The 25758-nt window shown below is 52.7% G+C and carries 11 protein-coding genes; 3 read left to right on the top strand and 8 right to left on the bottom strand.

Features of this window, described 5'->3' with window-relative positions:
* Positions 1-36: 36 nt before the first annotated feature.
* From ACTQWD_RS06115 to rfbB, 6 genes are all read right to left on the bottom strand, one after another.
* Complete coding sequence (locus ACTQWD_RS06115; RefSeq protein ID WP_441559530.1) at positions 37-4131, bottom strand: RICIN domain-containing protein; 4095 nt, start codon at positions 4129-4131, stop codon at positions 37-39.
* 21 nt (positions 4132-4152) lie between these two features.
* The gene (locus tag ACTQWD_RS06110; protein WP_441559529.1) at positions 4153-6603 is read right to left on the bottom strand and encodes an RICIN domain-containing protein; all 2451 of its coding nucleotides are present in this window, start codon (positions 6601-6603) and stop codon (positions 4153-4155) included.
* A 30-nt stretch (positions 6604-6633) separates the two neighbouring features.
* Positions 6634-10158, bottom strand: a complete 3525-nt coding sequence (locus ACTQWD_RS06105) for an RICIN domain-containing protein (protein WP_441559528.1) — start codon at positions 10156-10158, stop codon at positions 6634-6636.
* Positions 10159-10229: 71 nt separating this feature from the next.
* Positions 10230-13793: an RICIN domain-containing protein gene (locus ACTQWD_RS06100; protein ID WP_441559527.1), complete on the bottom strand. Its 3564-nt coding sequence runs from the start codon at positions 13791-13793 to the stop codon at positions 10230-10232.
* Positions 13794-14001: 208 nt separating this feature from the next.
* The gene (locus tag ACTQWD_RS06095) at positions 14002-17400 is read right to left on the bottom strand and encodes an RICIN domain-containing protein (protein ID WP_441559526.1); all 3399 of its coding nucleotides are present in this window, start codon (positions 17398-17400) and stop codon (positions 14002-14004) included.
* Between the two features lie 100 nt (positions 17401-17500).
* Complete coding sequence (gene rfbB / locus ACTQWD_RS06090) at positions 17501-18463, bottom strand: dTDP-glucose 4,6-dehydratase (protein WP_441559540.1); 963 nt, start codon at positions 18461-18463, stop codon at positions 17501-17503.
* A 155-nt stretch (positions 18464-18618) separates the two neighbouring features.
* Between rfbB and ACTQWD_RS06085 the strand changes: the two genes are divergently transcribed.
* The 3 genes from ACTQWD_RS06085 to ACTQWD_RS06075 all read left to right on the top strand — a co-directional run bounded on the left by ACTQWD_RS06085 (position 18619) and on the right by ACTQWD_RS06075 (position 22044).
* Positions 18619-19719, top strand: a complete 1101-nt coding sequence (locus tag ACTQWD_RS06085; RefSeq protein WP_441559525.1) for a glycosyltransferase family 2 protein — start codon at positions 18619-18621, stop codon at positions 19717-19719.
* 4 nt (positions 19720-19723) lie between these two features.
* The gene (locus tag ACTQWD_RS06080) at positions 19724-20854 is read left to right on the top strand and encodes an acyltransferase family protein (protein WP_441559524.1); all 1131 of its coding nucleotides are present in this window, start codon (positions 19724-19726) and stop codon (positions 20852-20854) included.
* Between the two features lie 170 nt (positions 20855-21024).
* Positions 21025-22044 (top strand): glycosyltransferase, encoded by a 1020-nt coding sequence (locus ACTQWD_RS06075; RefSeq protein WP_441559523.1) that lies wholly within the window; start codon positions 21025-21027, stop codon positions 22042-22044.
* A gap of 11 nt (positions 22045-22055) precedes the next feature.
* On the opposite strand, the gene ACTQWD_RS06070 is transcribed toward ACTQWD_RS06075, so the two are convergent.
* A complete protein-coding gene (locus tag ACTQWD_RS06070) occupies positions 22056-23852 on the bottom strand; it encodes an AAA family ATPase (protein WP_441559522.1) in 1797 nt (598 codons plus the stop codon).
* Between the two features lie 203 nt (positions 23853-24055).
* The gene (locus tag ACTQWD_RS06065; RefSeq protein WP_441559521.1) at positions 24056-25705 is read right to left on the bottom strand and encodes a hypothetical protein; all 1650 of its coding nucleotides are present in this window, start codon (positions 25703-25705) and stop codon (positions 24056-24058) included.
* Between the last annotated feature and the right edge of the window lie 53 nt (positions 25706-25758).

The following is a 25758-nucleotide window of genomic DNA, read 5'->3' as shown; positions in this document are numbered from 1 at the left end:
TAAGCTGGATGCAAAAGCTGGATGCAATCCGCCCCTTTAGAAAGAGCCCCCGACACTCCTTATGTCAAACCGAACGCCAGGCAATTCAGGCGAATCAACCATTCCCAATGACGCGGAAGAGCCGGAAGCACAGAGATACTGGCCTGTAGCCACGTTTTGCAGGGCGATCTTGCCGCCAGACAATGTACTGTGCCACCGTTGAGAATCTGCACCGCTAGATATCAGCTGGACAAGCTTTCCCCCATCAGTCAGAGAGAGCACTTTTCCTGAGCCGATGCACTTAATCTCGTATTCGTTTTCCAGCCCAGCCACCTTGCTCACATACCATTTTTGAGCGAGTGTACCATTTGACGTATAGAGCTGAACCGTAGCGCCGTCCTCCATAGATCCGCCGGCAACATCCAGGACTTTTGAACTCGTGGCCGACTCGAATGAAAAGGCGCCTTCGTCCAAAAACTCACTAACCCGATGAACCGAGAACTTTTGAGCGGCACTTCCATTGGGAAGATATGCATCCAAATTAGCTTGAACAGAATCAGAAGCTCCAACAATATCCAAAGCCAAACCAGTTGACTTGCTCACAAAAGAGTACGTGCCGTCGCCATTATCGATCGCAGCAAATAGCGTATTGGCATTATCGGAATCGCAGGCCCACTGCTGAACATTGGTGCCAGGAATAAGATTGCCGCCATCAACATCGAGCGCCTTTTGGGACTTTGCATTACGGATAACATAGTAGCCATCGAAATATTCAAAGCTAAACAGCTGGGCAAACGTTCCGTTGCTGTTGTAAAGCTGAACATTTGCCCCATTGGAGCTTGAGCCGCCGGCAACATCAATGACCTTACCAGTGGAACTACAAGCGGGGTTTAGCGTGAAATAACCCTTCGGAAGGATATCGTCGCATTTTGCGACCGACGGGGACGTGCTCAACAGGGCAAAGTGAGAGGCGCCCTCATTAGAGCTCAGCTCAACGTTTACACCATTGGATACGCCGGACCCCCTCGATCCAAGATAAAATCCGGGCCTCAGCGCGCTCTCAATGAGATACGTGCCATCAGACTGTTTGGCGGCAATCCACTTTTGAGCATACGTGCCGTTGGAGGCGTACTGGGCAATGTTTGTTCCTGCGGAAGCGTTTCCTCCGGCAACATCAATCACCTTATGAGAGCCAGCATTCGTAAACGTAACATAGCCCTTGTCGTCATGAGAAACGACCCAACGTTGCGCATTAGTCATATTCGACCTGTACAGCTGAATATTTGCGCTATTGTCTTTCGAGCCGCCAATAACATCCAAAACGAACGAATAGTTCTTGCTCGAGCTTACGAGATACTCGCCATCTACCAAATCGGATACGTGCGCCATGGCCTCAGCGTCTTGCTCGGAGCGCAAGCACTTAAAGCCAGAAGGTGCAAATGCAACAGAAAGCTCACGGGAATCGCCCCTGGAAACCGTGACCAGCTTACCGGAGGCGTTTACACCTAGAGCACAACCAGAACCAGCATTAACGATACGATACGAGCCACTACCGGCATCTTCGATAGCCCAGTAATAATTAGAAGACGAGGGCGAGGCACTCCCCTGCTTAACAGCAGAACCGGGAACTATATCTCCGTCCTGGGCATATAAATAGCGATAAGATTTCGCAGACTTGATTGCGTAAAGACCCTTGTCGGCATCGTATTCAAAGCCAAATCCCTGCGCAATAGTTCCATTAGGGCTATACAGCTGGATAGCGGCACCGCTATCCATGCTACCGCCGGTCACATCAAAAACACGGCCATCAGGTGTCGTTACGATAGCAGACTGAGAATCAATTGTTTGACCCTTAGAAACATCTCCGGTTGTATACAGGCGGAAACGCTGGGCATTGGTGCCATTATCATCATAGACCTGGACATTCGTCCCGTTGGAAGTAGCCCCAGATGCAAGATCCAAGACAAAGCCGGTCTTAAGCGCGGAGCAAATCTTAACGAAACCATTTCCGCAATCAACGAGAATCCACTTCTGAGCCCAAGAGCCGTTAGGCGTGTACTGCTGAACATTTGCGCCAGCTTTCTTGCTACCGCTGGAGACGTCTAGAACCTTGCCCGATCCAACATTGGTAATGGTTACATAGCCATTCTTGTCATATGAGAACGTCCAGCGCTGAGCCGGTGTAGCGTTAGATGCATACACCTGCAGATTTGCACCGGACTTCGTAGATCCGCTGGAAATATCGAGGACCTGCCGCTCAGATATGGAACCAATAGCGTATTCGACGCCCTCCCTTACAAGCCCTCTGCTGGAAGCAGCAAGATCATCAAGCTCTTGGCGAACGGTGCGCGCCGAAGCAAGCGTCCATTTTTGAGCATCAGATCCGTTATAGGTATAAATTTGCAGCGCGGACCCACTCACGCCATTAGCACCAGGAACGTCAATGGCTTTGCCGGACTTAGAGTTTATGAATGAATACACGCCATTACCGCAGTCGATAACAGACCAATGCTGCGCACTGGTGCCGTTGGAAGAGTATTGAGAGATGGCACCACCGTTGGAAACGGAGCCCCCTTGAGCCTCAAAAGGCTTACCCGAGTTAACGTTTACGATTTCGTACAGGCCATTACCGACCTGCTTAAAAGTAAACATCTGCGCCTGGCTGTTGTTGGCAGTGTAAATCTGAAGACGTGCACGATCATCAGAAGACCCGCCGTTGATATCCATGACCAGCTGCGGGTTAAGCGCACTCTTAATGACAAAAGCTTTGTCGGTCTCTACGGTCGAGGAAGAAGCAAAGGTAAAACGCTGGGCATTCGATTTATTCGGAGCCCAAATCCTAACCGAAGTACCATCCGAAGTGCTTCCGTTGCAAAGATCGAGCGCCCAGTTACCCAGAGCGGACTGAATATAAAATCCGCTATCGGCAACACGAATATGCCAAAGCTGACGATTGTCTTGAGCATAAGCGGCTTGAATAACCGAAGAACCACTTTGTGCATTGTCGCCGGCAACGGATAGATATTGTCCAGTAGATTCGCTCTTAATTCGATAGGCCCCGGAACCAGCCGACTCAAGACGAAAGCGCTGATTTGAAGACCCTTGAGCATGGAACAAAGAAAGCTGCCCGTCATCACCAACAGTAACGCTCGAGGAATCCTTCGCTATCGAATCGATATAGTAAGTTCCGTCTGCTAGAGCATAATCGGGCAGATTAACTACGTTAACAAAATCGGCCGAAGAAAAAGCATTCATGTCAACAGTGTTGGCGGTGATGCCGTCAAGTCGCTCCGACGAAGTGTACTGCCATCCGTACTGTCCGGCGCAACTAAACGAAGTTCTGAGCTTGGGGCCATATTCCGCAATCCAAGACACGCGGGGGCGCACACTTGCAGCTTTTAGATACGTATCCGCGTACCAACGACCAGAATAAATGGATACGTTGTTAATGCCAAAACCAGAGAGCGTATTAAAATACGCATTCACGATGCCCTCGTACGCAGAGGCGCTATTAGGCGATATCGCCTTACCGTTGCTGTCATAGAACGATTCAAGGTCATAAAAAATCGGCAGCGATAGATCATACAGACCGTACTTACTTACGATCTGCTGCGTAAAATAAGCTTCGCTCGTAGCATCATTCGAATTCTGAGCCGTACTAAAGATATACACGCCAAAAGGAATTCCCAAGCGGCGAACCTCACGCAAATTGCGCTCGAACTGTTTGTCAAAATGGGTCGTCGAATAACCAAAGCGCAAAATTACAGCATCAACGCCAGAATTTTGAACCTTATTCCAGTCAATCGACCCCTGCCACTCAGAAACGTCAATGACCTTTAGCGCCGGAGACGCAAAAACCTCGCCATACCCGTTATAGAACACTTTAGAAGCATTCGTGCCGCCCCAATAGGGAGACCCGCTTGCAGAACGATCGTCGAGCGCTGCGACAAGCGGTTCACCATCCATCGAGCTGCCGGCGGTATAGTCGTTGGAATCATCCGCGGGATGTGCCTCGCCATAGGCAAGACGCTCCTCTAGAGATGCATCGAGCGGAAGCGAACCATCGTCGGCAAAAACAGGGGTTGCCCCCAGGCTGCAAAGCAGACCGAGAGCAACCAATAGCGACGAAGCGAGAAAAGTTTTCTTGCGCATAACCATCAACCTAAATCCAAACTAACATAGGGCGATATTGCGATACCAACCCCAAAGCGGCGTATACGTGGTTCCATAATAATTGACCCAGTCATTAAGTCCGCGAACGTTAACTCGACCAATATTCTCAATAACTTTGCCATCACCAATATAGATTGCAATATGGCCCCACCTAGAGCCCGCCCAATTGTGGGAATGGGACGGAACAGCGACAATCATACCAACTTTCAAATTAGCACGGTTGCTGTCGTGGCAATAAGACCAAAACATGTCGCAGGCATCGCCGTATGCATAGCCATAACCGGCTGCATTAAACACCCTCGAAATCCACTCGGAGCAAAGATTGGCACCAGGGGTAGGAGTGGAATAAGCAATGTCGACGAGTCGCCTTTGCGCACCGTTAGCGTCAGCGTAAGGCTGCTCAGAAACAATCGTAGTATCGAAGCGCCATGAGTCACCGCCACCGTTACCAAGAATAAGACCGTTGTCGCTGTCCATCAACGCAAAAGAACCGTCAGCAAGCATCGAATAAATTGCGATACCGCCACAATCGGCAAGGCGAAGCAGCCACTTTTGTGCACCAGAACCATTCCAGTCCCATTGCTGAACAGAAGCGCCATTAGATGCGTTAGCGCTCGGCACGTCGAGCGCCTTCCCAGATACAAAGGCAGTCAGACTGTAGGCACCGTTTCCCAAAGAACGGACATACCACTTTTGCGCATTCGTTCCATTAGCGGTATACAGCTGTACGCGTGCCCCGGCACTGCTGGATCCGCCGGCAACATCCAGAACACGATTACCGCTCGATTGGTTCACCACAACATAATAACCATCGTCAATAAGTGAAGCCGCAACAAAACGCCATGCCTGAGCAGCCGTAAAGTTATTGACGTACATCTGAATCGCGGTGCCCACAGTGGCATTGCCACCTGTCAAATCAATCACAGCACCCGAGACTGCATTCACAAGAACAAGACCGCCCATTGGAGACACACGCGGAATCCAGTGAGAACCCTCCACCGCCTCCTTAGCACTCATCAGCTTGCCGTCGCTTTGCGAAAGGTACTTACCCGAATTTGCGCCCTTGATAAGAACTGATCCATCGTCGCAAACACTAACCGACCATTTCTGAGCCAAAGTGCCGTTACGATTCCAGACCTGTAATTTAGCGTCGTCCGCCTTCGATCCACCAGAGACATCGATGAGAAGGTTGCCGTCTACGCGAGAGTAGATCTCGTACAGTCCGTCACGCACAAATACCGCCGGAACCGACAGCGTCCATTTTTGCGCGAGCGTTCCATTTTGGGAATAGAGCTGCAGCTTAGTTCCGTTGGCAGAATTAGCCCCTGTAACATCAAGGGCCAACCCACTTTTCGCGGAGATAAGAGACACGCTGCCGTCGGAGTTAACAACGACGCGCCACCATTGAGCAGTCGTACCGTTTTCGGCATATTGTTGGACCGCAGTTCCATTCGAAACGCCACCACCGCGACAATCAAGAACCTTACCCGACACCGCAGAGCGGACCGTATAATATCCCGTCGACTTGTTATACGTAAACGTCCAATACTGAGCAAGCGTATCATTGGAACCATAAAGCTGAGTTTGCGCCGAATCGCTCAAAGAGCCACCTGTAACATCGACAACCTGACCACCGTTAAGCATGGAGCCAAGTCGATACAGTCCATCATCGATAGTCTGAGCGATCTTAATGAGATTCCAGACCTGCGCATTCGTAGCATTCCAGCTATAAACCTGTGCATTTCCCCCATTGGCAACGCTACCGCCAGAAATATCGAGCACATAGTCGCCAAGGCAGGACTTAATATAATAGCCACCATCTTGACGGGCAACAAAGTCCCAAAGCTGCGCATTCGTGTGATTGATAACATATTGCTGAACATTCGTGCCGTTTGCACCGTTACCGCCAGACACATCGAGTGCCTTGCCGCTCGCGACATTTACGAGCAAATAATGCCCATTAAACTTCTCGATTCTCCAGCGCTGAGCGGGCGTGCCATTTTGACCATACTGCTGGACGTTAGCTCCGTTATCGCATGAGCCGCCCGAGACATCGAGGACCCTATTTGAGCCGGCGTTAGAGATCTCATAGACGCCCTCATCGATGTCCGCTTCAGGAAAGTCGGAAATCTGCGGATTCGAAGGCAGGGCAGAAGGCTCAACAGGAGCAGCCAGGGCAGGAGAAGAGGTGTCAGCCCCGTCATCACCCATTGCAGGAGTCTGTACATCGCCAGGAGTGATATCACCGGCATCTTCCGTGGACCTCTCGGAATCCTTTTCAAAAGCACCATCGGCTTCGATCGAATCATCATCAGTCGACACTACCGAAGAAATTAAGACCTCATCATTTGGGGCAGCCAATTCAATTGAGTACGCCTGAATGGGAGAGCACAAGGCAGCAACCGCGAAGCATGCAGGAATCAAAGGCATGAACAGAACTGATTTTTTCATCTCTAATGGACCTCGATAAACAAAATTGGATTATACGAACGGGCGTGCAGCACCAATGGGATTGCCGCGCTCGTAGACACCATGGACACCGACACCCTGACGGGGCCAGGAGTCAATCATGCGCCCATCCCCCAAATAGATGGCGATATGCCCGCGGTAATAGATAACGTCGCCGCGCTGCATACTGTTGACGCTTACCGGCATAAAGGTACCGTTATTGTACCAATTCATAGAGTTGTACGTCTGCCAAGAAAGCCAACGATGGTTATAGGGGTTGTAGATACCCATATCCATGCCCGTGGCATAGAGGCACTGCAGCACAAAGCCCGAGCAATCGACGGCGCCGCCGGGCGCGGTAGAGTAGGGCTCGATGTACTTCGTGCCAACATACTCATAGGCACGCCGGATAAAGGCATTGACGCAGTCGTCTCGCGTGGCATCGATCGCAATACGAGACGGCGTAACATAGGTGAACTCGCCCGTGCAATAGTTCGGAAGCTTCACCGTCAAGCTACTTACCTGCGGATAGTTCGAAGGATTCTGATAACCGATCTTCGCAGGACGCTCAGCAGAGAGAGCGCGCCAAGACTGAGCAGCGGAGCCCGTATAAGACCAAAGCTGGACATTGGCTCCATTCGCGGTAGCCCCGTCGCTTGCCTCCAGGACCTTATTGCCGCAAGCCGAAACAATCTTGATTCCGCTCTCCCCCATTTCGAAACGCCACTTTTGCGCATTCGAACCATTCCACTGCCACTGCTGGACGTTCGTGCCATCCGCATCAGAACAGTTGAGAACATCAAGTGGGTAAGCAGAACAACAAGCCGTAAGTGAGTACCAGCCGCCACCGACGCTACGGACCCAAACACGCTGGCTTAGCGTACCGTTAGAAACATATATTTGAACGTTTGCGCCATTCGAGCGAGAGCCACCAGTCACATCAAGTCGTTGTCCAGTTGCATGCATGGGAGCAAACTCATAGAAACCGTCAGAAATAAGGGGGACGGACGTGATGCTCCACCCTTGCGACGTGGCCCCGTTCTCGTCAACGCAGACAACAGATCCGCCAGAACCAGAAATGGACAGCACCTTACCGGTCTTTTTATTCTTAAGCTCAATCCCCTTCCCAAAGCAGATTTCAATCGACCATTTGGCCTCGTCGGCATCTTTATCAGAGGCCTGAAGAACAGCGCCATCAGACTCTCGTACCGAAAGGTACTTAGCGGAATTGGCGCATTGGAACGAGTAATAGCCCTGACCATCCTTACGAGCCCAGAACTTCTGAGCCAAGGTGCCGTTTCCCGGATAGACCTGCAGCAGGGTTCCATCTGCATAGGAGCCATCGGTAACATCGAGATATTTACCCGTAGAATCCGAACAGATGGAGTAGCAGCCTTCATCGAGCGAAACGGTAAAGACTTCGAAAGTCCAATGCTGTGCAGCACTGCCGGACTCATAGGCAGTCGTCACGGAACCATCGGGTTTACGTTCCAACACCAGATTGCTCGCAACGGAACGGATTACAAAACTATCTCCATCGGGCTCAATTCGCCAATGCTGATTTAAGCCAAGGCCGGGGAAATCCCACTGTTGAACTTTTGCGCCCGGGAAAATATCGCCACTATCAAGATCAAGTCCCTTGGTAGACTTCGCGGAACGAATCGAGTAGAAACCCGTGGCGGAATCGAACGAAAGCTTAAAACACTGAGCCATGGTGCCATTTATGGCATACGTTTGAATTCGGGCACCGTTGGAGACAGAACCTCCCGTCACGTCAAGGCATTTGGAAGAATCGGAAACGGAATTGATCTGATACATACCATCCGCAACCGACTGGGTGCCCGCCGTGACATGAGGATTAGCATCGATGGCAATAAAACGCTGCGCTGCAGAGCCATTTGCTGTCCAATTTTGAACATTTGCGCCATTAGAGACGCTTCCGCCGCTTACGTCTAAAACAAGATTTCGTCCAAGGCCGGAATAAAATACGAATGACCCATTTGTCTGCTTAACAGGAATCCATCGCTGCGCGGCAGTGCCATTCACGGCATATTGCTGAACGTTGGTGCCGGACTTTTTGCCTCCACCCGTGACATCGAGGGCCGAAGAGGTTCCTGCATGAGCAATCGTCACATAGCCGGTAGGCTGGCCATTTGAGTCGAGCGTATTCTTAATGACCCAGCGTTGAGCTGCGGTGTTGTTGGAGGCATAGATTTGGATGTTAGCGCCATTCGAAGCAGATCCACCAGAAACATCGACAACACTTCGCGGTGATGAGTCCATGCCGAGGGCGTAAGTTCCATCGGGGATCTGCAAACCCTGTGCAGCAGCAAAGGCATCGATATCAGCCTGCGTCCAGGTAAAGCCCTTCGTCTGCGTCAAAGTCCAGGTGACGGCATCAGTCGAGGTGACGACGACGCCGCTTTCAAACGAAAGATACAGCCCATTCGCGGCGTTTTTAATGGCAAAACCCTCTCCAGAAGGCTCAAGGATCCAAAACCGATTCTTTGTATATGAACCGGTGTCATCAAGTGATCCGTAGAGATGGGCGGCGCCACGGGGTACGACGCTACCGTAATCGGCGTCAATCAACATGCCCGAAACAAGCGAAGCGATCGTGTAATAACCGGATGTACTGTCATACGTAAGACGGAACGCCTGTGCAACGGTATCGTTCTTTGCATACGACTGAAGAGTCGCACCGGACTCAGCAGAAGCGCCTTTCACATCGAGAACCGACCCGGCAGATTCAAAATAATAAACACCGTCGGCGACGTTCTGCCCTAAAGAGTCAACGACCGGATTGGAGTCGATTGCAAAAAACAGCTGCGCGGCGGTCTGATTGGCCTTATATAGCTGAACATTAGCTCCATCAGCAAAGCTGCCGCCCGCGATATCGAGCACGTAATCAAAGTTAAGGACGGAATGTATCGTCAAGCCTCCATCGGCGTCCTTAACGGCAATCCACTTTTGCGCGCGCGTACCGTTAGCCACATACTGCTGAACATTACGACCAGACTCGGCTATACCACCAGAAACATCAAGCACCAAGCCGGAACCGGTGTTTTCGAAAGTTAAAAACCCGTTCTCGTCCTCATGCACTAACCAGCGCTGAGCTTTAGTCATATTCGAGTTGTACATCTGAACATTAGCGCCATTTGAGGAAGATCCGCCCGCAACGTCCCACACCTTGCGCGAGGCATTGCCGCAAGCAAAAACATAGGTCGCACCGTCAGAAAGCGACCCCTTGTTTTTGACGGCTAAGCCCTCAACGGTCTCAGCATCTTGAGGCGTCGTACCATCGGCCGATTCGACGGCAGATGTCGACGAGTCTTCAGATCGCCCCTCGCTAGATAGCACAGTCGAGCTATTCGGAGCTAAGCTACCGTCACCGTCATCGGCTGCACCCAATTCGATTACTCGATTAGCGTCGGGTCCGTTCGTGGACACTTCTTCGGCAAATAACGGAGATACTCCAACGGAGGAAACAAAAAGACCCGCAGCCAAAGCCACTACCGAAATAGCAGCTAGGCCACGGGTATATCGGCTGCAACTCATATCAGACCCCCGATTCAAATTAACACCGAATCTATAATAGTTGATACGAGCCGCGATATTGTTGCAATTGGTTACTTAATAACGACTGCTTGCGCACCTCTTTGCTGGTAGACCCAAGCAATCCAATCTCGATCATAGGTGGTATAGCCATCAATGGTATCGGAGATCATGACCTTGTTTGTTTGAGGGTTATAACCCTTCAGGACAACCGTATGCGAGTTAACGCAAGCAAAATATCCACCCTGTCGGGCATAGATATTTCCAACATTACCCTGATGAACGGTAGTCCAAATAATGACCGGATGTCCATCATCAAGGTAATTGCAAAGGTCATACAGAGAGGTTCCTGACACGTCGTACGAACGCAGGCTGCTCCCCCTACTTGCTAGGAAATTATTGGCAGCCCTATTGAGTCCAGGAGCGCAGATCTCGTTACCATTGTTATAGCTGTGGGGGTCTCCCCAGAAGCACCAGACAAAGTCCCAGGAGCTACGGGGGATCCATCGATCGGCCATTTCGCAAGGACCAACACCAAAACCGTAATAGTTAAGGACGTTGGTCAGAGCCGCCGATTCACAGCCGTTGGGAAGACCAACGGAGTACTGATTGTAAACTGGGACAGCCAGATCTACCGCCTCGGGCGTATAGCTCGTCTGAGCAAAGTAAAATCCCTGGGCCTCAGAGCCATTAGCAGCATAAATCTGAATATTTGCTCCATCATTAAGCGCACCCCCGTTCACATCCAAAACGAGTGAGTCGTTAAGCGCAGAACGAATGAGAAAGGAGCCGCCGCCCACGTAATCAACACGCCAGCGCTGAGCGGAGCTTCCATTCCCCTGCCACTGCTGAACGTTAGCGCCCGAAGCACCCTGAGCATTCAGGACATCGAGATATTTTTTGCTTCGGCAGTTTTGAATCGAAATGGTTCCATCCGAGTTAACGCTGACGATCCATTTTTGAGCGCCAGAATCATTGGAAGACCAAAGCTGCACGTTAGCACCGTTGGAACGAGAGCCGCTCGCCACGTCTAGCACCTTAGAACGGTTATAAGAAGCGGCAATAACATAGGTACCCGAATCAACTAACGAGCAGGCAGATAACTTGAAAGACTGTGCCAAGGTGCCGTTAGAATCATACGTCCTAATATTAGTTCCGTTGCTTGTTGAGCCACCTGCGGCACCTAGGACCTTGCCGGTTGCAACGTTAACGAAGTTGACACCGCCCGTGTCAATCTGGGCGGTCCAAAGCTGAGCGTCGGCATAATCAAAAGATCGGACGCAGACGTTGCCATCTTCATCTGCCGTTAAGACCTTGCCAGACACCAGGCTTTCAACGGTATACGTATTATCTCGGTTGGCAACCTTGGCAACTTTCCATTTCTGAGCAATCGACTTGTTGCATCCATAGAGCTGAACGTTAGCGCCATCACTGGCTGAGCCGCCTGCAACGTCCAAAACCGCAGAGGAGGAAGCAGGGCTCGAAATGATAAAGAAACCCTCGGGCAAAAGCGAAGTCAGCTTTGTAAAGGCAAGACGCTGCGATGCGGAATCAGACGGGATGTCTCCGTACACATTAGAGTTGGCAACGCTTAAGACCAATCCGGTTGCTTTATTCGTTGCCGTATAGAAACCGTCATCGTTACGAACAATGGAAAACAGCTGATTTGCGTTATTGCCGTCACCGCTCCATTGGTGGACATTTGTTCCAGGGCACACATTGCCACCATCGACATCGAGAGCCTTGCCAGACTGGGCGTTCACGATTCGATAGTAGCCATTCTCATATACAAATTTAAAGACCTGAGCAAACGTGCCATTAGCAGCATAAGTCTGGACGTTTGCCCCGTTAGAAGAGGACCCTCCGGAGATATCAAACACACGAGATGAATCCGATGCCAGAGAAATAGTGAACCAGCCGTCCAAACCAAGATCGTCGGACGGGGCTACATCGGGAACGGCCGATACAAAACGAACGTTTTGGGCGGCGGTACCGTTGCTCGCATATGTTTGAATATTGGCACCATTCGAGGAAGATCCGCCTGTAACATCTAGAACTAGTTCGGGCAGGACCGCGGACTGCAACCGGAACGAGCCACCAGGCACCGAGGGAACGGCGATCCAGCGCTGGGCACGCGATCCATTGGATGAATACTGTTGAATATTGGTCCCCAACCTACAAGAACCGCCCGCAATATCAAGCACCTTGCCAGAGGAAACATTTTTGATAATCAAATAGCCAAGTTCATCATGCGAAATGTCCCACTGTTGAGCCGCTGTCATATTCGACACATACGACTGAACATTGCCGCCGTTGGCTTTAGAGCCACCGTTCACGTCCAGAACCTTAGCTCCTTCAACGCCGAGTGCCAAGACATAGCGCCCATCAGCAATATTGCCAGCATTTTGCTGGGCAAGCGCATCCAGTTGTTCGCGCTGAGCGTCTAAATTGAAAAATGTCCAACGTTGAGCAATCGTGCCATTATCCGACCAAGTTCGCACGTTCGTGCCGCTACTTGTATTACCGTTGGCGATATCAAGGCAGATCGACGGATCAAGCGCGGACACCAGCTTGATGGAGACCCCATCCTCAACGGCAATCCATTTTTGCGCCGCAGAACCATTCGACGCATATTGCTGGACGTTCGTTCCAGATTGAGCGCTTCCGCCAGAAACATCAAGAACAAGACCGGAACCACTGTTGGTTAATGTGACAAAGCCATTTTGATCATGAGAAACGATCCACGTTTGTGCACCTGTGGCGTTGAGAGCATATATTTGGACATTCGCACCCGATGACCTAGATCCGCCCGCAACATCAAGCGTCTGCCAGGAACTTTTTGCCGAGCGAATATAGTAGGTACCGTCAGCGAGGTCGGAGGCGTGGGCGGCAGCAAGCTCGGCGAGGATAGTAGCCTTGGGCTTCTCGAGCGTAAACGTCTGAGCAACGGATTCATTGGATTGATAGAGACGGATTTCTGTTCCGTTGGAATCGCTGGCGCCGGCGATGTCGATGGCAAAAGCATCATCGACGACAGGCGAAAAGACGAGTCCGCCGCCAACCTGTCGAGCATGCCATGCAAAGCCCCAGGTGCCATCATCGCCGATGTTCTGCGTAAGACGCGGATGGTCCGAGAAATGAGAGACATCGTTTGGGTAGCAAAGGTACAACCCCGACTTAATATTCTTAAAAGCGTATTGACGGCTGCCAAGATCAACAAGGACAAACTGCTGTGCAGCCGTCTCATTTCTGTCAAACAGTTGAATCGCCGTTCCGGCACTCACCGATCCGCCCGTAACATCGAGCACTCGATGCCCCGACAAAGTCGAGGTAAGAAAAAAGGTGCCCGCGTCAAGGGTCGCATATTTTGTCAGATCAACGCCCTCAGTGGAGTCCTCGGATGCACTGTTGAGGTTCTCGTCGCTCGACTCACCCTCCTGGGCAATATCGCTTGAAAGCGAATCTGAAACAGAGCCGGCGGCATCCTCGGTTTGCTCAGCATCCTCGGCGGAAAGCCCAGTCGAAGAAGTCTCGGCAAATGCCGTTGAACCCGAATTGAGCCCGATGGGCAGCGCCAGAAGCAGTCCCAGAAAACATCCCACTTGCAATAATGCGCAAGCGCATTTTATATGACGCATGACATCCCCCAGAAGGTCTCGCCAACACCTACGACGTAGTGCATTTCCCACGAGCTCGTATTGCTTAAGCATCGCATCATGCAATCCAACATGTGGAAAAAATGCCTATACTTTTGTTTCATTTAATCGCGGTTTAGCGCAATATGCAACTCTTTGCGTCAAAAGAAGGCGGCTCGCCAAACGCGAGCCGCCTTCTACCTTAGTAGTTTTAGTAGTTAACTACCTTCGTTCCATAGGGGATGTTGTCATAGATCCATTTAGCGTGATCGGTTGTAAGCCTAATGCACCCAGCCGACGCGCGATGGCCCATCGTGTGATCCATCACTTTGAACGTTCCCGTATAACAAGGCTGCGAATGGAATAAATAGTCTCCATAAAACTGCGTGTAGTACCAGCAGGTATATCCGTGTCCAAACGAAATGCCCTTTCCGTAAACAGAGAACTCACCCAGCACCGTTGGCGACCCATTTTTGCCTGGAGCACACTGCCAGAAGGACCAGAGCCTCCAATTACCACGAGAGCCCCTAAAAATACCTGTACGGCATCCAACGGTATCAGTCAAAATTAGCCATTCCGTATTGCTGTTATACCACTGCGCACGGTTATACATTGCCTGCTGATCGGCAGGCAGCGGCTGCACGTACGTAGTAGCTCTGAAGGTAAACCGCTGCGCCCTTGAATCGTTACTTGCGTGCAGAGTGACGTTCGTTCCGTTTGCGCTGTTGCCTCCAGAAACATCGATTACGAACGCTCCATTCAGAGCGGAAGACAGCTTAAATCCACCGGGTACATAATCGATAAACCAACGCTGGGCAGCACTGCCATTCCTAGACCATTGTTGGATATTGGTTCCAGAAGATGCAGCCCCATCTTTTACGTCAAGAGCCTTGCCACTGGCGGCATTTACGATGTTGTAAGAGCCATCACCGTTACGAGAGAAGTTCCATTTTTGAGCACCCGAATCGTTGTTCTGCCAAATCTGAACGTTTGCACCGTCCGAGTGCGATCCGCCAGAAACATCTAAAACCGATCCCGCGTGAGAAGCCATTCGGATGAAATACGTACCATTGTCGATGGTTGCCGAAGTAGCGCGCAGGCGGAATCTCTGCGCAGCGGAGCCATTGGAGGAGTGGACTTGAATATTGGAAGTCGACGCAAAATTACCGCCCTTCACATCAAGCGAAAGGTCTTGGTCATCCGCCGACACAAACTCAATACCATTGCTATCGATTCGCGCCACCCATTGCTGCACCTTCACATCTGCCGGTGCCATCGTGCAAACATTGGTACCGGAAACAGCAAGTCTGTTAGTTGAGCAAACAGATTCAAACGTATAGGTATTCTTCGCTCCATCCACCTTTTTAAGCAGCCATTTTTGGGCGAAGGAACCATTGCCGGTATAGAGCTGAACGTTAGCGCCGGAGTCAGCGGATGCACCCGCGACATCAAGTGCATAGGAGGAATTTGCAGACGGATAGACCTCATAAAGGCCTTCGCTCAGCAGGTCTTCTTGCTCGGCAAAGACAAACGACGTCTGGACAGAATCTCCCGCCGTGGCAACAACCAGATTTGAACCGGACACAGCGAGCATGAGCCCTGTGCCCTTATTGATGAACGAATAGCTTCCGTCCTCATTGGCAATGACACTGAAAAGCTGGTTGTCGTTGGGACTCTCATCCCACTGCTGGACATTCGTCCCGGGGACAACGTCACCAGCCGCAACATCGAGCACCTTACCGGAACCAGCATTACGCAGAACATAGTAACCGTCTCGATACTCAGCCTTAAATAGCTGGGACAGCGTGCCATTGCAGGAATATGTCTGAACGTTGCCCCCGTTCTTTAATGAGCCACCGGCAACGTCAAAGGCAACAGCGCCATTTGAAGAGGGTGAAATAACGAACCAGCCCTTGTCTTTCAAAATGTCATCGCACGGACCAACTGACGCAGGGTTCGCGGCAATAAAGGTAAAGCGCTGCGCGGCAGTTCCATTCGAAGCATACAACTGCACGTTTGTCTGAGAGTTCAGCGAGCCGCCGGCAACGTCAAGTGCGCGCTGTTGCCAAACAGCAGAAAGAAGTCGAACGCTTCCATCACCATTCGGTACCGCAATCCACTTTTGTGCATAGTTCGCATCGCCACAAGCCGCGTGCTGCTGGACGTTCGTTCCCAGGGAAGTTGAACCCGCGGAAACATCAAGGACTTTGCCAGACTTTACGTTCGCTATTGTGAGGTAGCCGTCATCGTCATGCGAAACACGCCAACGCTGTGCGGCAGTCGTATTCGATTGATAGATCTGCACGTTTGCACCGCTAGAAGCAGAGCCGCCGACAACATCGAGAACCATTCGAGACAAGTCCGGACCAGCGACGATCGCATAGTCTCCGTCTTTGACGACTTCCCGGTTAACGGAAGCGAGCTTATCGAGCTCGGAACGTACAGCCGTCGGATCCACAAAATAGAAGGATTGGGCTGCTGTTCCATTTGCACTGTATAGCTGAAGTCCTGCGCCGGGCACAATAGAGCCACCGGGGACGTCGGCGACCTTTTGTCCGTTCAAGCCCGACACAATCCGATAGCGCTCGCCGTCTTTCTCGATGATCCACTTTTGGGCCTTGGTTCCATTGGCGGCATAGGTCTGCAGCTTCGTGCCGTTGGCGTCATTGCCGCCCGCCGCATCCAGAACCGCCCCGGCACCATGAATCGCAATGGTGCGATACCCGTCCGACGTAGTTGAGACATCGAACGTTTGAACGCCTGAATATCCGAACTTGTCAAAGGACAGCGATCCGCCGTCTATGATCAGCGCAAACGAATCATTCGAGGCCAACATTGCATATGTCCCATCAGAAAGGTCAGCGAGATGCGCCGCCGCCCGATCATCGAGCTGCTGCTGCTCGGTTTTGGCAGGCGTTAGTACCCATCGCTGAGCTGCCGTACCATTTGCCTCATACAACTGCACGGCAGAGCCATTTGCGGCAACTCCACCCGCCACGTCAATGGCAAACGACTGGTTGAGTGCCGAAATAAAGGTGTAGCTGCCATCGGTTTCTTTAATTGCGATCCAGCGCTGCGCAAGGGTGCCGTTATCGAACCAAAGCTGAACGGGATTTCTATTGCTCGCGCTGCCGCCGGGGACATCAAGCGTGCAACCCTTGACAGAAGCAATGACAACAAAGCCATTCTGATCATGAGACACTCGCCAGACCTGAGCATTCGTCTTGTTCTCACTGTACAGCTGCAGCTTTCTGCCAGCAGATGCCGTGCCACCAGGAACATCAAGTACAAAATTGCTGTTAACCAAAGAGCCAAAAGTGTACAACCCATCCGTAAGGTCATCAACGTGCTCGGAAGCGAGATCATAGACAGACTTGGGCTTTTCCGGTTTCAGAGCATCAGTCGAATCCGATGCATTCGAATCGGACGTACTGTCCACGGACATAACTTCGTTGGTAACGAGCTCGGACTCGTTCAACTGGTCTGCAGCCAGGGAGGCATTTGTATCTTGGCCGGTAGCCACGTTGTCTTCAGCAAATGCGGGAACGAGACAAATTCCCAACAGAAGCACGATAAACACCGAAGCAAACATAGCTTTTCGATTGCCCATGTCTGTCCCCTTTCATACGGTTGCTTACACTCTATGCCAAGAAGCGCGCCCCATCGTCGAGAGATTCGTGAGCAGCAGCAGCTTAACCCCGAAAGGCCAATCAGGTTAAAAGCATGTTGCAATAGCACAATCGCGAAATCTCTGCTGCAAAGTCACCATGGATCGGCGCCCAACCAAGCTCGCGGCGGAGCTTGCTAGCGTCTATGGCGTACCGTCGATCATGGCCGGGACGGTCCTTAACCCAATCGATAAAGTCTTCGTCTTTGCCCATTGCTTTAAGAATGGTCTTGAGGACTTCGAGATTGCTGCGCTCGCAATTGGCTCCGACAAGATAGGTCTCCCCGATCCTCCCTTTGGTCAAAATGAGCCAAACAGCACGAGCGTGGTCATCGACATGAATCCAATCGCGTACGTTTAGACCGTCCCCGTACAATTTAGGACACTCCCCGCGCCGGACGCATGCAATCGAATGCGGAATGAACTTCTCGGTGTGCTGATATGGACCATAGTTATTACAGCAATTAGAAATTGTTGCCTGCAGACCATAGGTACGAATCCAAGCTCTCACAAGCATGTCAGATGCCGCCTTGGAGCTTGAATAGGGGCTACTCGGTCGATAAGGAGACTCCTCGGTAAATCTACGCGGATCATCAAGCGCCAGGTCTCCAAACACTTCATCAGTCGAAATGTGATGAAACCTGACATGGTGTCTACGAGCAGCTTCCAAGAGTTGGTATGTGCCCTCGACATTCGTTTTTATAAACGGGCTTGGATCGACAATCGAATTGTCATTATGTGACTCCGCGGCATAGTGAATAATTGCATCGTGCCCGGGAACCACTCGATCAAGCAGATCCGAATCGCAAATGTCGCCAACAACGAGCTTAATCCTGTCCTCCGGAAGCCCAGCAATGCTGTCAGGATTAGCAGCATAGGTCAGCTTATCCAAGACGGTGACGCGTACATTCGGAACATTATTCACGACATAGCGGACAAACGCCGAACCGCAAAAACCACAGCCGCCCGTAACCAAGATATTGCCGTATTTTCGCCCCATGCGCATCGCCCCCCCATTTAGCTCTGGCTTGTACCATTTTCTCACAATCTGCTTGAAGAGAGTGAAGCAACCCTTACCGTTGCCTTCACCCAAACGCAACTAAAAACGTTGCAAACGCAATTAGGTATAATTCTTCCAAATCGCCTAGAGAAAGTGTTTGAATGCTGACCGTAATCGTGCCTACTTACAATGCCGAGCCGTATCTTTCTCAGGCTATAGGCAGCCTATTAAGCGAAAACAAAATTGAGCTGGAAATCCTCGCCATCAACGACGGATCCACCGACAACTCGCTCGCCATTATGCAAGATTTCGCTGCGCGCGACTCGCGCGTTCGAGTAATCGATAAGGCAAACCAGGGTTACGGCGCAACCTGCAATCTGGGCATTCGCGAGGCAAAGGGTGACTGGATTGCCATCCTCGAGCCCGATGACTGGATCGAGCCCGGAATGTACTCCGACATGCTTGCCTTTGCCAAGCGCGAATTTGGCGATCCGAACAAGCTCGATATTATTGAGACCCCGTATTGGATCATTCGCAACCCCGATACCCCCCAAGAGGTCAAACTACATTGCGCATATCGCGGTCGCATTAAACCGCCTCGGCAACCGTTCACCATTCACGACGCTCCACACCTGCTGGCCCATCATCCGTCCATTTGGTCGGCAATCTATCGTCGCGACTTCCTGTTGCAAAACAATATCTGGTTTAAGGAAATCCCCGGTGCGGGCTGGGCCGATAATCCATTCCTTGTCGAAACGCTCTGTCAGGCAAGGGCCATCGCTTACTGGCCCAAGCCGTATTATTGCTACCGCGAGGAAACACCCGAAAAGGCGGCCGCTCTGGCCAAGCGTGACCCCTTGATGCCGTTTAATCGCTGGAACGACATGGTCGATATTCTTGAGCGGCTCAACGTCACCGACTCCGCCGTTTGGACACCGCAAATCACACGCGGCTTCACCTATATGGGCATCATGATTGAACATACCGGAATTGAAGGCCACCCCGAAATCGAGCAGGCCATCCACAGGATGTTCGAACGCATGCCGCAAGAACTTGTATTTGCCAACCCCCGCGTTACTCCCGCGGCCAAAAAGCTCTATGCCGAGTATATGGGCATCGCCAATCCTAAAATCAGCTGCTGTGCATACGCCAAGGACCTCGTGGGTGAGGGCTTGTATAACGTATGGAACAAAGGTCCCAAGCAGACTCTAAAAATGATTACATCGCACTTTGGCTCATATAACGCACGCGCTGGAAAATAGTCGGATGAGCAGCAAAACAAGCAGAAACACCTCCATCGAAGCGCTGCGCTTGGTAGCGGTCGCTGGGATTGCCATATTCCACACGTTTCAGTGGACCTTCCAAGCCGTCTGCACCAGCCTACCGGAATACGCGCCGCTCGCTGTCTTCCCTTACTCCGGCGCGCTCGGCTTTATCAACCTGCTGGGCTGCTGGGCCAACGAGGTCTTCTTTATGATCTCGGGATACTTCCTTATTCCCTCGGCTGCTCGCGCCTGGAGCGACGGGGCTACGTGGACGTCGCAACTTCAGCGGACGATGCAGCGCCTTGGCAAGGTCTTCTTGCCCACCGCGTTTTATTGCCTCGCGGCGCTCGCGTGGTCCACGGTCGTCTCCCAAGTTCCCGATGTCTCCTTTCACACGCACTATTGGTACACGCTGGGGCTTGAGTTTATCTGGGTCTACGCCGCCACGGTCTGTATGGCACCGTTGTTTGGACTGGCTAAAAACCGACTCGGCAAGAAAAGCCACACAGCAGCAGTTGTCGCCGTCGGCGTCCTCGTTTTTATTGTCAATAGCCATCTGGCGACGCAATGCTTGGCAAGCAGCGCTGAGTTTTCTTGGCTGCAGAAGATCATGAGCGCCGTCACCTACGTCGTCGCCTTTTTGATGGGAGGACTGCTCCGCGACTATACCGGGACGACAACTCCGCGCAAAGCGCGCACCGTCGCCAAACGATTGCTTGCAGCAGTTTTGATCATCACGATCGCCCTGGAAGCCGCGCTTTCCGCAACCGGCAATCTGTCGGCAATGGCAATGCTTTCCTATAAGTCGACCTCGGTCGTCTCGTTCGCCCTCGCTGCCACCTCGTTGTTCTTTGCAGCAACCCGCGACAACAATTCGGACCATCCGCGTGTCTCAAATGTCATCGTCACCTTATCGACCGCCACGCTCGGTTTCTATGTGATGCAGTCGCTCACCAGTAGCCTGTGGCGTCCAGTCTTCAATACGTTGCTCGCAAACATACTGGTCAGCCAAAACAGCCCGGCAGCTATATGTATCGTCACGGGTACCGTCATTAGCATCGTCTTTGCGCTGGCGCTTCTCATCATCGATGCAGCTAGAAGCCTTATCGCTCGCCGGCTCAAGCGACAATAGACACGCTGCCGTCAGACGCTAAAGCCGCTACAGCCATGGCAGGTTCCTGCGTTTTATTCAAACCTTGCCAACATGGCGCAGCGACCCTTTACAATAGGTGCCGTCCAACGGACGCATTCGATAGCTTCCGCGCAGCGCTCGCCCGCCGCGCGTGAAAGGATATATTCCCCATGACTTCTACCCTCCCCGCCCCCATCGACAAGCTCGCCATCGTCGTCGTCACCTATAAGCGTCAGGAACTCCTGGCCAACCTGTTCGACTCCATGACCGAGCTCACGACCGCGCCGTGGCGTATCGTAATCGTCGACAACGAGAATTCGCGCGAGACCGAGGCCATGTGCGCGGCGTTCAACGAGCGCCTGGCCAACCTGTGGGGCGTCGACACCGATCAGCCCGACGCGCAGGGCGGAACCGACCGCGTCATCTACGCCCCGCAGCTCGAAAACGGCGGCGGCGCGGGCGGCTTTTCCGCCGGCACCAAATGCGCCTACGATCTGGGCGCCCAGTGGTTTTGGGTGATGGACGACGACGTGCTCGTCATCCCGGAGGGCATCGAGCGCCTGGCCAAGTGGACCGACCGCTACGACGTCATCCAGGGTTCGCGCCTGGACTTTGACGGCGGCGCCTTCTTTTGGCAGTACCAGCTTATCCTTTCGCTTGGCATCCCCAACCCCATCGCTAAGTGGGACCTGGGCCCCGAGGGCTATCGCGCCATGAACCAGCTGTGCTTTGAGGGAGGCCTGTTCTCACGCCGTGTTGTCGACAAGATCGGCCTGCCCGACGCTCGTTTCTTTATCTACGGCGACGACGCCTGCTATGGCTATGTCGCCAGCCAGCATTTCCCCGCTGCCGTAGTCGCCGATGTGGTGCTCAAGCGCGCCCGCGCCGTCTCCAACTGGGATATCGCCGGTAAGCGTCAGCTCAATTCCACCAGTGACACCAATCGCTACTACATCATGCGTAACCGCGGCTACTTGGCCCGCTACATGCAAATCTACGGTGATTACCACCCCATTTTGTTCCGTTTGGGCAATGTGGCGACCTTCTGCAAGGAGTTTATCCGCCTTGCCGCCGTCGACAAGTGCTTTAAGACCGGCATTCCGGCGCTGCGCCGTGGCATGAAGGATGCCCGCAAGATCGTACGCGACCCCAACTGGAAGCCCATGCCGCCCATGAAGGAGACCGATTAAAGCCGGCCCTCCTATAACTTCTGACACGCGACGGCAACTCGCTGTCCATCAAAGCCAAACCCCCAGCGCATGCGGCCCACGGCAGGACGTGGCACGCGAATGTCGTCGAGACCGCTCCGCTCGATATTGAGCAATGCCTGTACCGACAGAAGCTCTAAGCCCAACGCATCGACATCGGGGTCGTACAGCATGCAGACCGAGATAAGCGGGCGGCTATCCAATATGCCAAGTGTATCCACCGCATCAAAGGTATTGACGGTCGGAAATACTTGGAAACCCCCAAACTCCGAACCGTGCGCTCGTTTTGTAGCAGGGTCGGCATATCCAGGCAACCCAAAACAAAGACCCTGCAGTGCCAAACGAAAAGCCAGTAGCAAATCCGACTCGTCTCCTTCGACGCCCAAGTCATCAATAATTGCGTCCAAAGCTCGCCTAACTGCACGCTCGTCTCCGCGGCAAAGACCCTCTTGGAAATCATCGATAGTCTCGGCACTCTCGGCAGCGCACTCGAACCATTCGATAATCACAAGACGCAGCGCATACCGGAGCTCGTTATTGGGAAGGCGCAGGGCGCGGGGCAGATTGCCGTCCGCCTGGCGATCAGTCGCATCTGTCGTCAGGAGTCCACTCGAATACAAATCGGTCCAAATACCTTCCGCTGTCCCGGCATCACGCTTCACGGCGTCCAAGCACAGTGGCGCCTCAACACAGCCATACGGATTAAGCAAATCAAACATTGCCGCAAGCCATCTTAAATCCCAGGCGCCCACAGTCTCGTTCAGACAATCGGCATAGCAACATACATCAAAGCGGGTTGGCGGCAGGCAGCCCCGAGCCAAGAACTCAACCACACGAGCCGGGTTCGAACAATAGAACCCGCCAAACCGGTAGCCTTCGAACCATTCGCGCGCGCAAGCCAGTCTGTCGCTCTGACCAGTGTAATCTAGCAGCGCCCTGTTTTCGGCATCCGAAAAACCAAACCGGCAATCGCACCAGCTCGACAAGGGCGAAGCCAAACAATACGGGCAGTTGCGATGCGCAAGTGCCGCCTGTGCGGGGCTGGGTCGCTCCCCCATCAAACAAACCAGCCGCAAAGAATCGATCGAGGAGACAATGACGTCAAAGAGCAGGCGGTCAAGCAACTCGACAAAGCACGAGCCATAGGCGCCCTTCGCCTGCATATGATTCGAAAACGCCGCGTCATACCCATCAACCAGCAGCACAACCTGTTCATCACATGCCATACGGAGGAGCTCGATTAACACGCCAAGAGCCGAATCGATCTCATCAGAACCGGCAACACCGCGCGCTACGCGCTCGATATGGCGCACGTCGCTGCGCGCTAAATCGGGAACGTCCAGCAGCGGCAACAGACGAGCGCACTCACGAGCGACGGCATCGCGCATGGCGGCCTCGGCATCGGCGCCTCGATAGGAGGAAGCAGAAAAATCCAAAGCAATGACCGGATAGCGTGCATACTCATCACGATAGACGCCATCTTCTGCGTCCCATATTTTGCTACCGATGAAGAGATTGACGTTAGACGAGCCGGGCACAGGACGCTCCAGATAACATTTGAGCATGGAGAGGTTCACACTCTTGCCAAAACCATGAGGCCGACAACAGAGCGCCACAGTCGATTCGCAATCTAAGATATCGGCAATAAACATGGTCTTATCAACTAAAACACAATGATCGGCGGCGTCGGCAAAATCATGAATATCAATCGGCAGAACAGCATTTCCGCCGGGATTGAGCAACTTCACGTCAAAGGTGTTATCAATATCATACATTGCCTGTTCAGACACCGTTTTATCTCCCCTTTTAGAATAACGATGCCATTTTAGCGACCATCTTGGTAACAATTTTATTGTTCAACAAATGATTCGGGTAACGGTAGAAATGGCTCCATAAAGGGGGGCATAACAAAACGATTCGCAACAAATAGGGGCCCGGTGCTATCGCATCGGGCCCCTATTTCAATCGCTAAGGCAAAACGCTCGCTGAGAGCCTACTTTTGGGCGTCTTTCTCCGCAGCGTCTTTGTTTTGCTGATCAAGTTTATGCTTACCGCTCACAATAGACGTAGCGCCCAATGTGGCCAAGCTCGCGCTGGCAAGGCTCGCCATCAAAATCAAGTCACCCGTCTTGGGCATGCTGCCCTTAGAGGACTCAGTCGTCGTGGCTGAGGCAGTCGCAACCTTGGTCTTACCCTGGTTCTGGTCGGCGCCATCATCAGCCAGGCCCTTGGACCCATTGTCGTCCGCGTGCTTGCCATCCTTATCAAGGCGGGAATCCTTCGATTCCGCACCGTCGACTTCCGTGCCCCTGTCGGAATCAGACTCCTTAGAACCCTCGTCCTTCGAATCGCCCTTAGCGTTCTCGGTCTTTTCCGTAGCGCCCTGGTCGGAGCCATCCTTCTCGGAAGACGAGCCGTTGTTGATGCCAACCATCAGCGAGGAGCCAAACATGGAGCCAAGCTGTTCGCACGCAGAGGGTTTGTCATTCGTCGACGAGTCGCTCGAGCCGGCAGTCGATCCACCGGCGGAAGAACCAGACCCTGCCGCAGCATCTGCGGAATTCGAAGGCGAGGCAGACCCCGCGCTGCCGGCCGAACCGACATCGCCATTTCCATCGCTTGCTCCGGCATCGTTCGAAGGAGCATCGACGGTATCCTCGTCAGCACCATTGGTATCGGCACTAGGCCCAGAGGGAGCAACGGGAGCGGCGGGCGCCTGGCTGGGCGCCGGAGTCACGGGCTCGGGCTCAGGCTCAGGTTGAGGCTCGACCGGCGGCGTCGCCGCGGCCTCGTCCTCGGTAATATAGACCAGGCAATCCTTAAGCTCGTTCTTGTAACGGTTCTTCCAGCCCTCATGATATTGCGGCTGGCTCGAGTACTTACGGGCAACGTTATTGACCACGCTGCTGGAAAGCGCCGTCACAAATTCACGGTCGGTCATATCGTTTGTAAGATTTGCCCAGCGGAAAAAGTCCTGGCAGCCATAGGTGCCACACATGTTGGTGATGCTCCACACCATACCCTTGACGCAATCGGCGCGGCCAGAGATATCAATACCAAGCGCGCTCTTGAGCCAGGCCTCGGTCACCGCGTAATAGGAGTTGTATGCATATGAATCTTGCAGCGCCGAAAACTCAGCCGGATCGGCGTTATAGGCGCCCTGGAAGGCCTCCTGTGCAATGCGGCCCAGCTCCGTCAGCTGACCGTTCGAATACATGGGGTTGCTTGCGTTGGAGATATCGCCCCCGCGGTCAATTGCAGACTTAAGCATGCCGTACTTGGCAGGATTGTAGTTATAGACCTGCTTCATAAACGGAACAAGCGACCAGCGTCGATCGAACTGGTAGTAACCGAGCGCGTTGTAACCATCGCCGTACGAAAAGCCCTGGTTATAGTTGCCGTGGCTCTCATACTTGGTAAAGTACTTCATCTCGCTGGTCACATTGACAAACGAGACACCTTGGACCGACCTCAGCACGCCCGAGAAAGACTGCTGGGTATAAAGGCCCTTATCGATATCGGTAGCATCCGAGGCAACGCCCGGCGTGGGCTCATCCGCAGCAGCGGGCGCGGGCGCGGCAACGGCGCCAAACGAAAGAGCCAACGTCAGGCCCGCGACAATCGCGGAATGCTTGGGCTGCATAAGATCCTCCTTGCATTGGTGTAGTTAAAGTGCAGTTTGCAAAGATAGATTTA

This window comes from Collinsella sp. LCP19S3_B6 (assembly GCF_052121815.1).
GTDB lineage: Bacteria > Actinomycetota > Coriobacteriia > Coriobacteriales > Coriobacteriaceae > Collinsella.
Note: the sequence above shows the minus strand (reverse complement) of the source record. Positions and strands in the feature narration are given on the sequence as shown.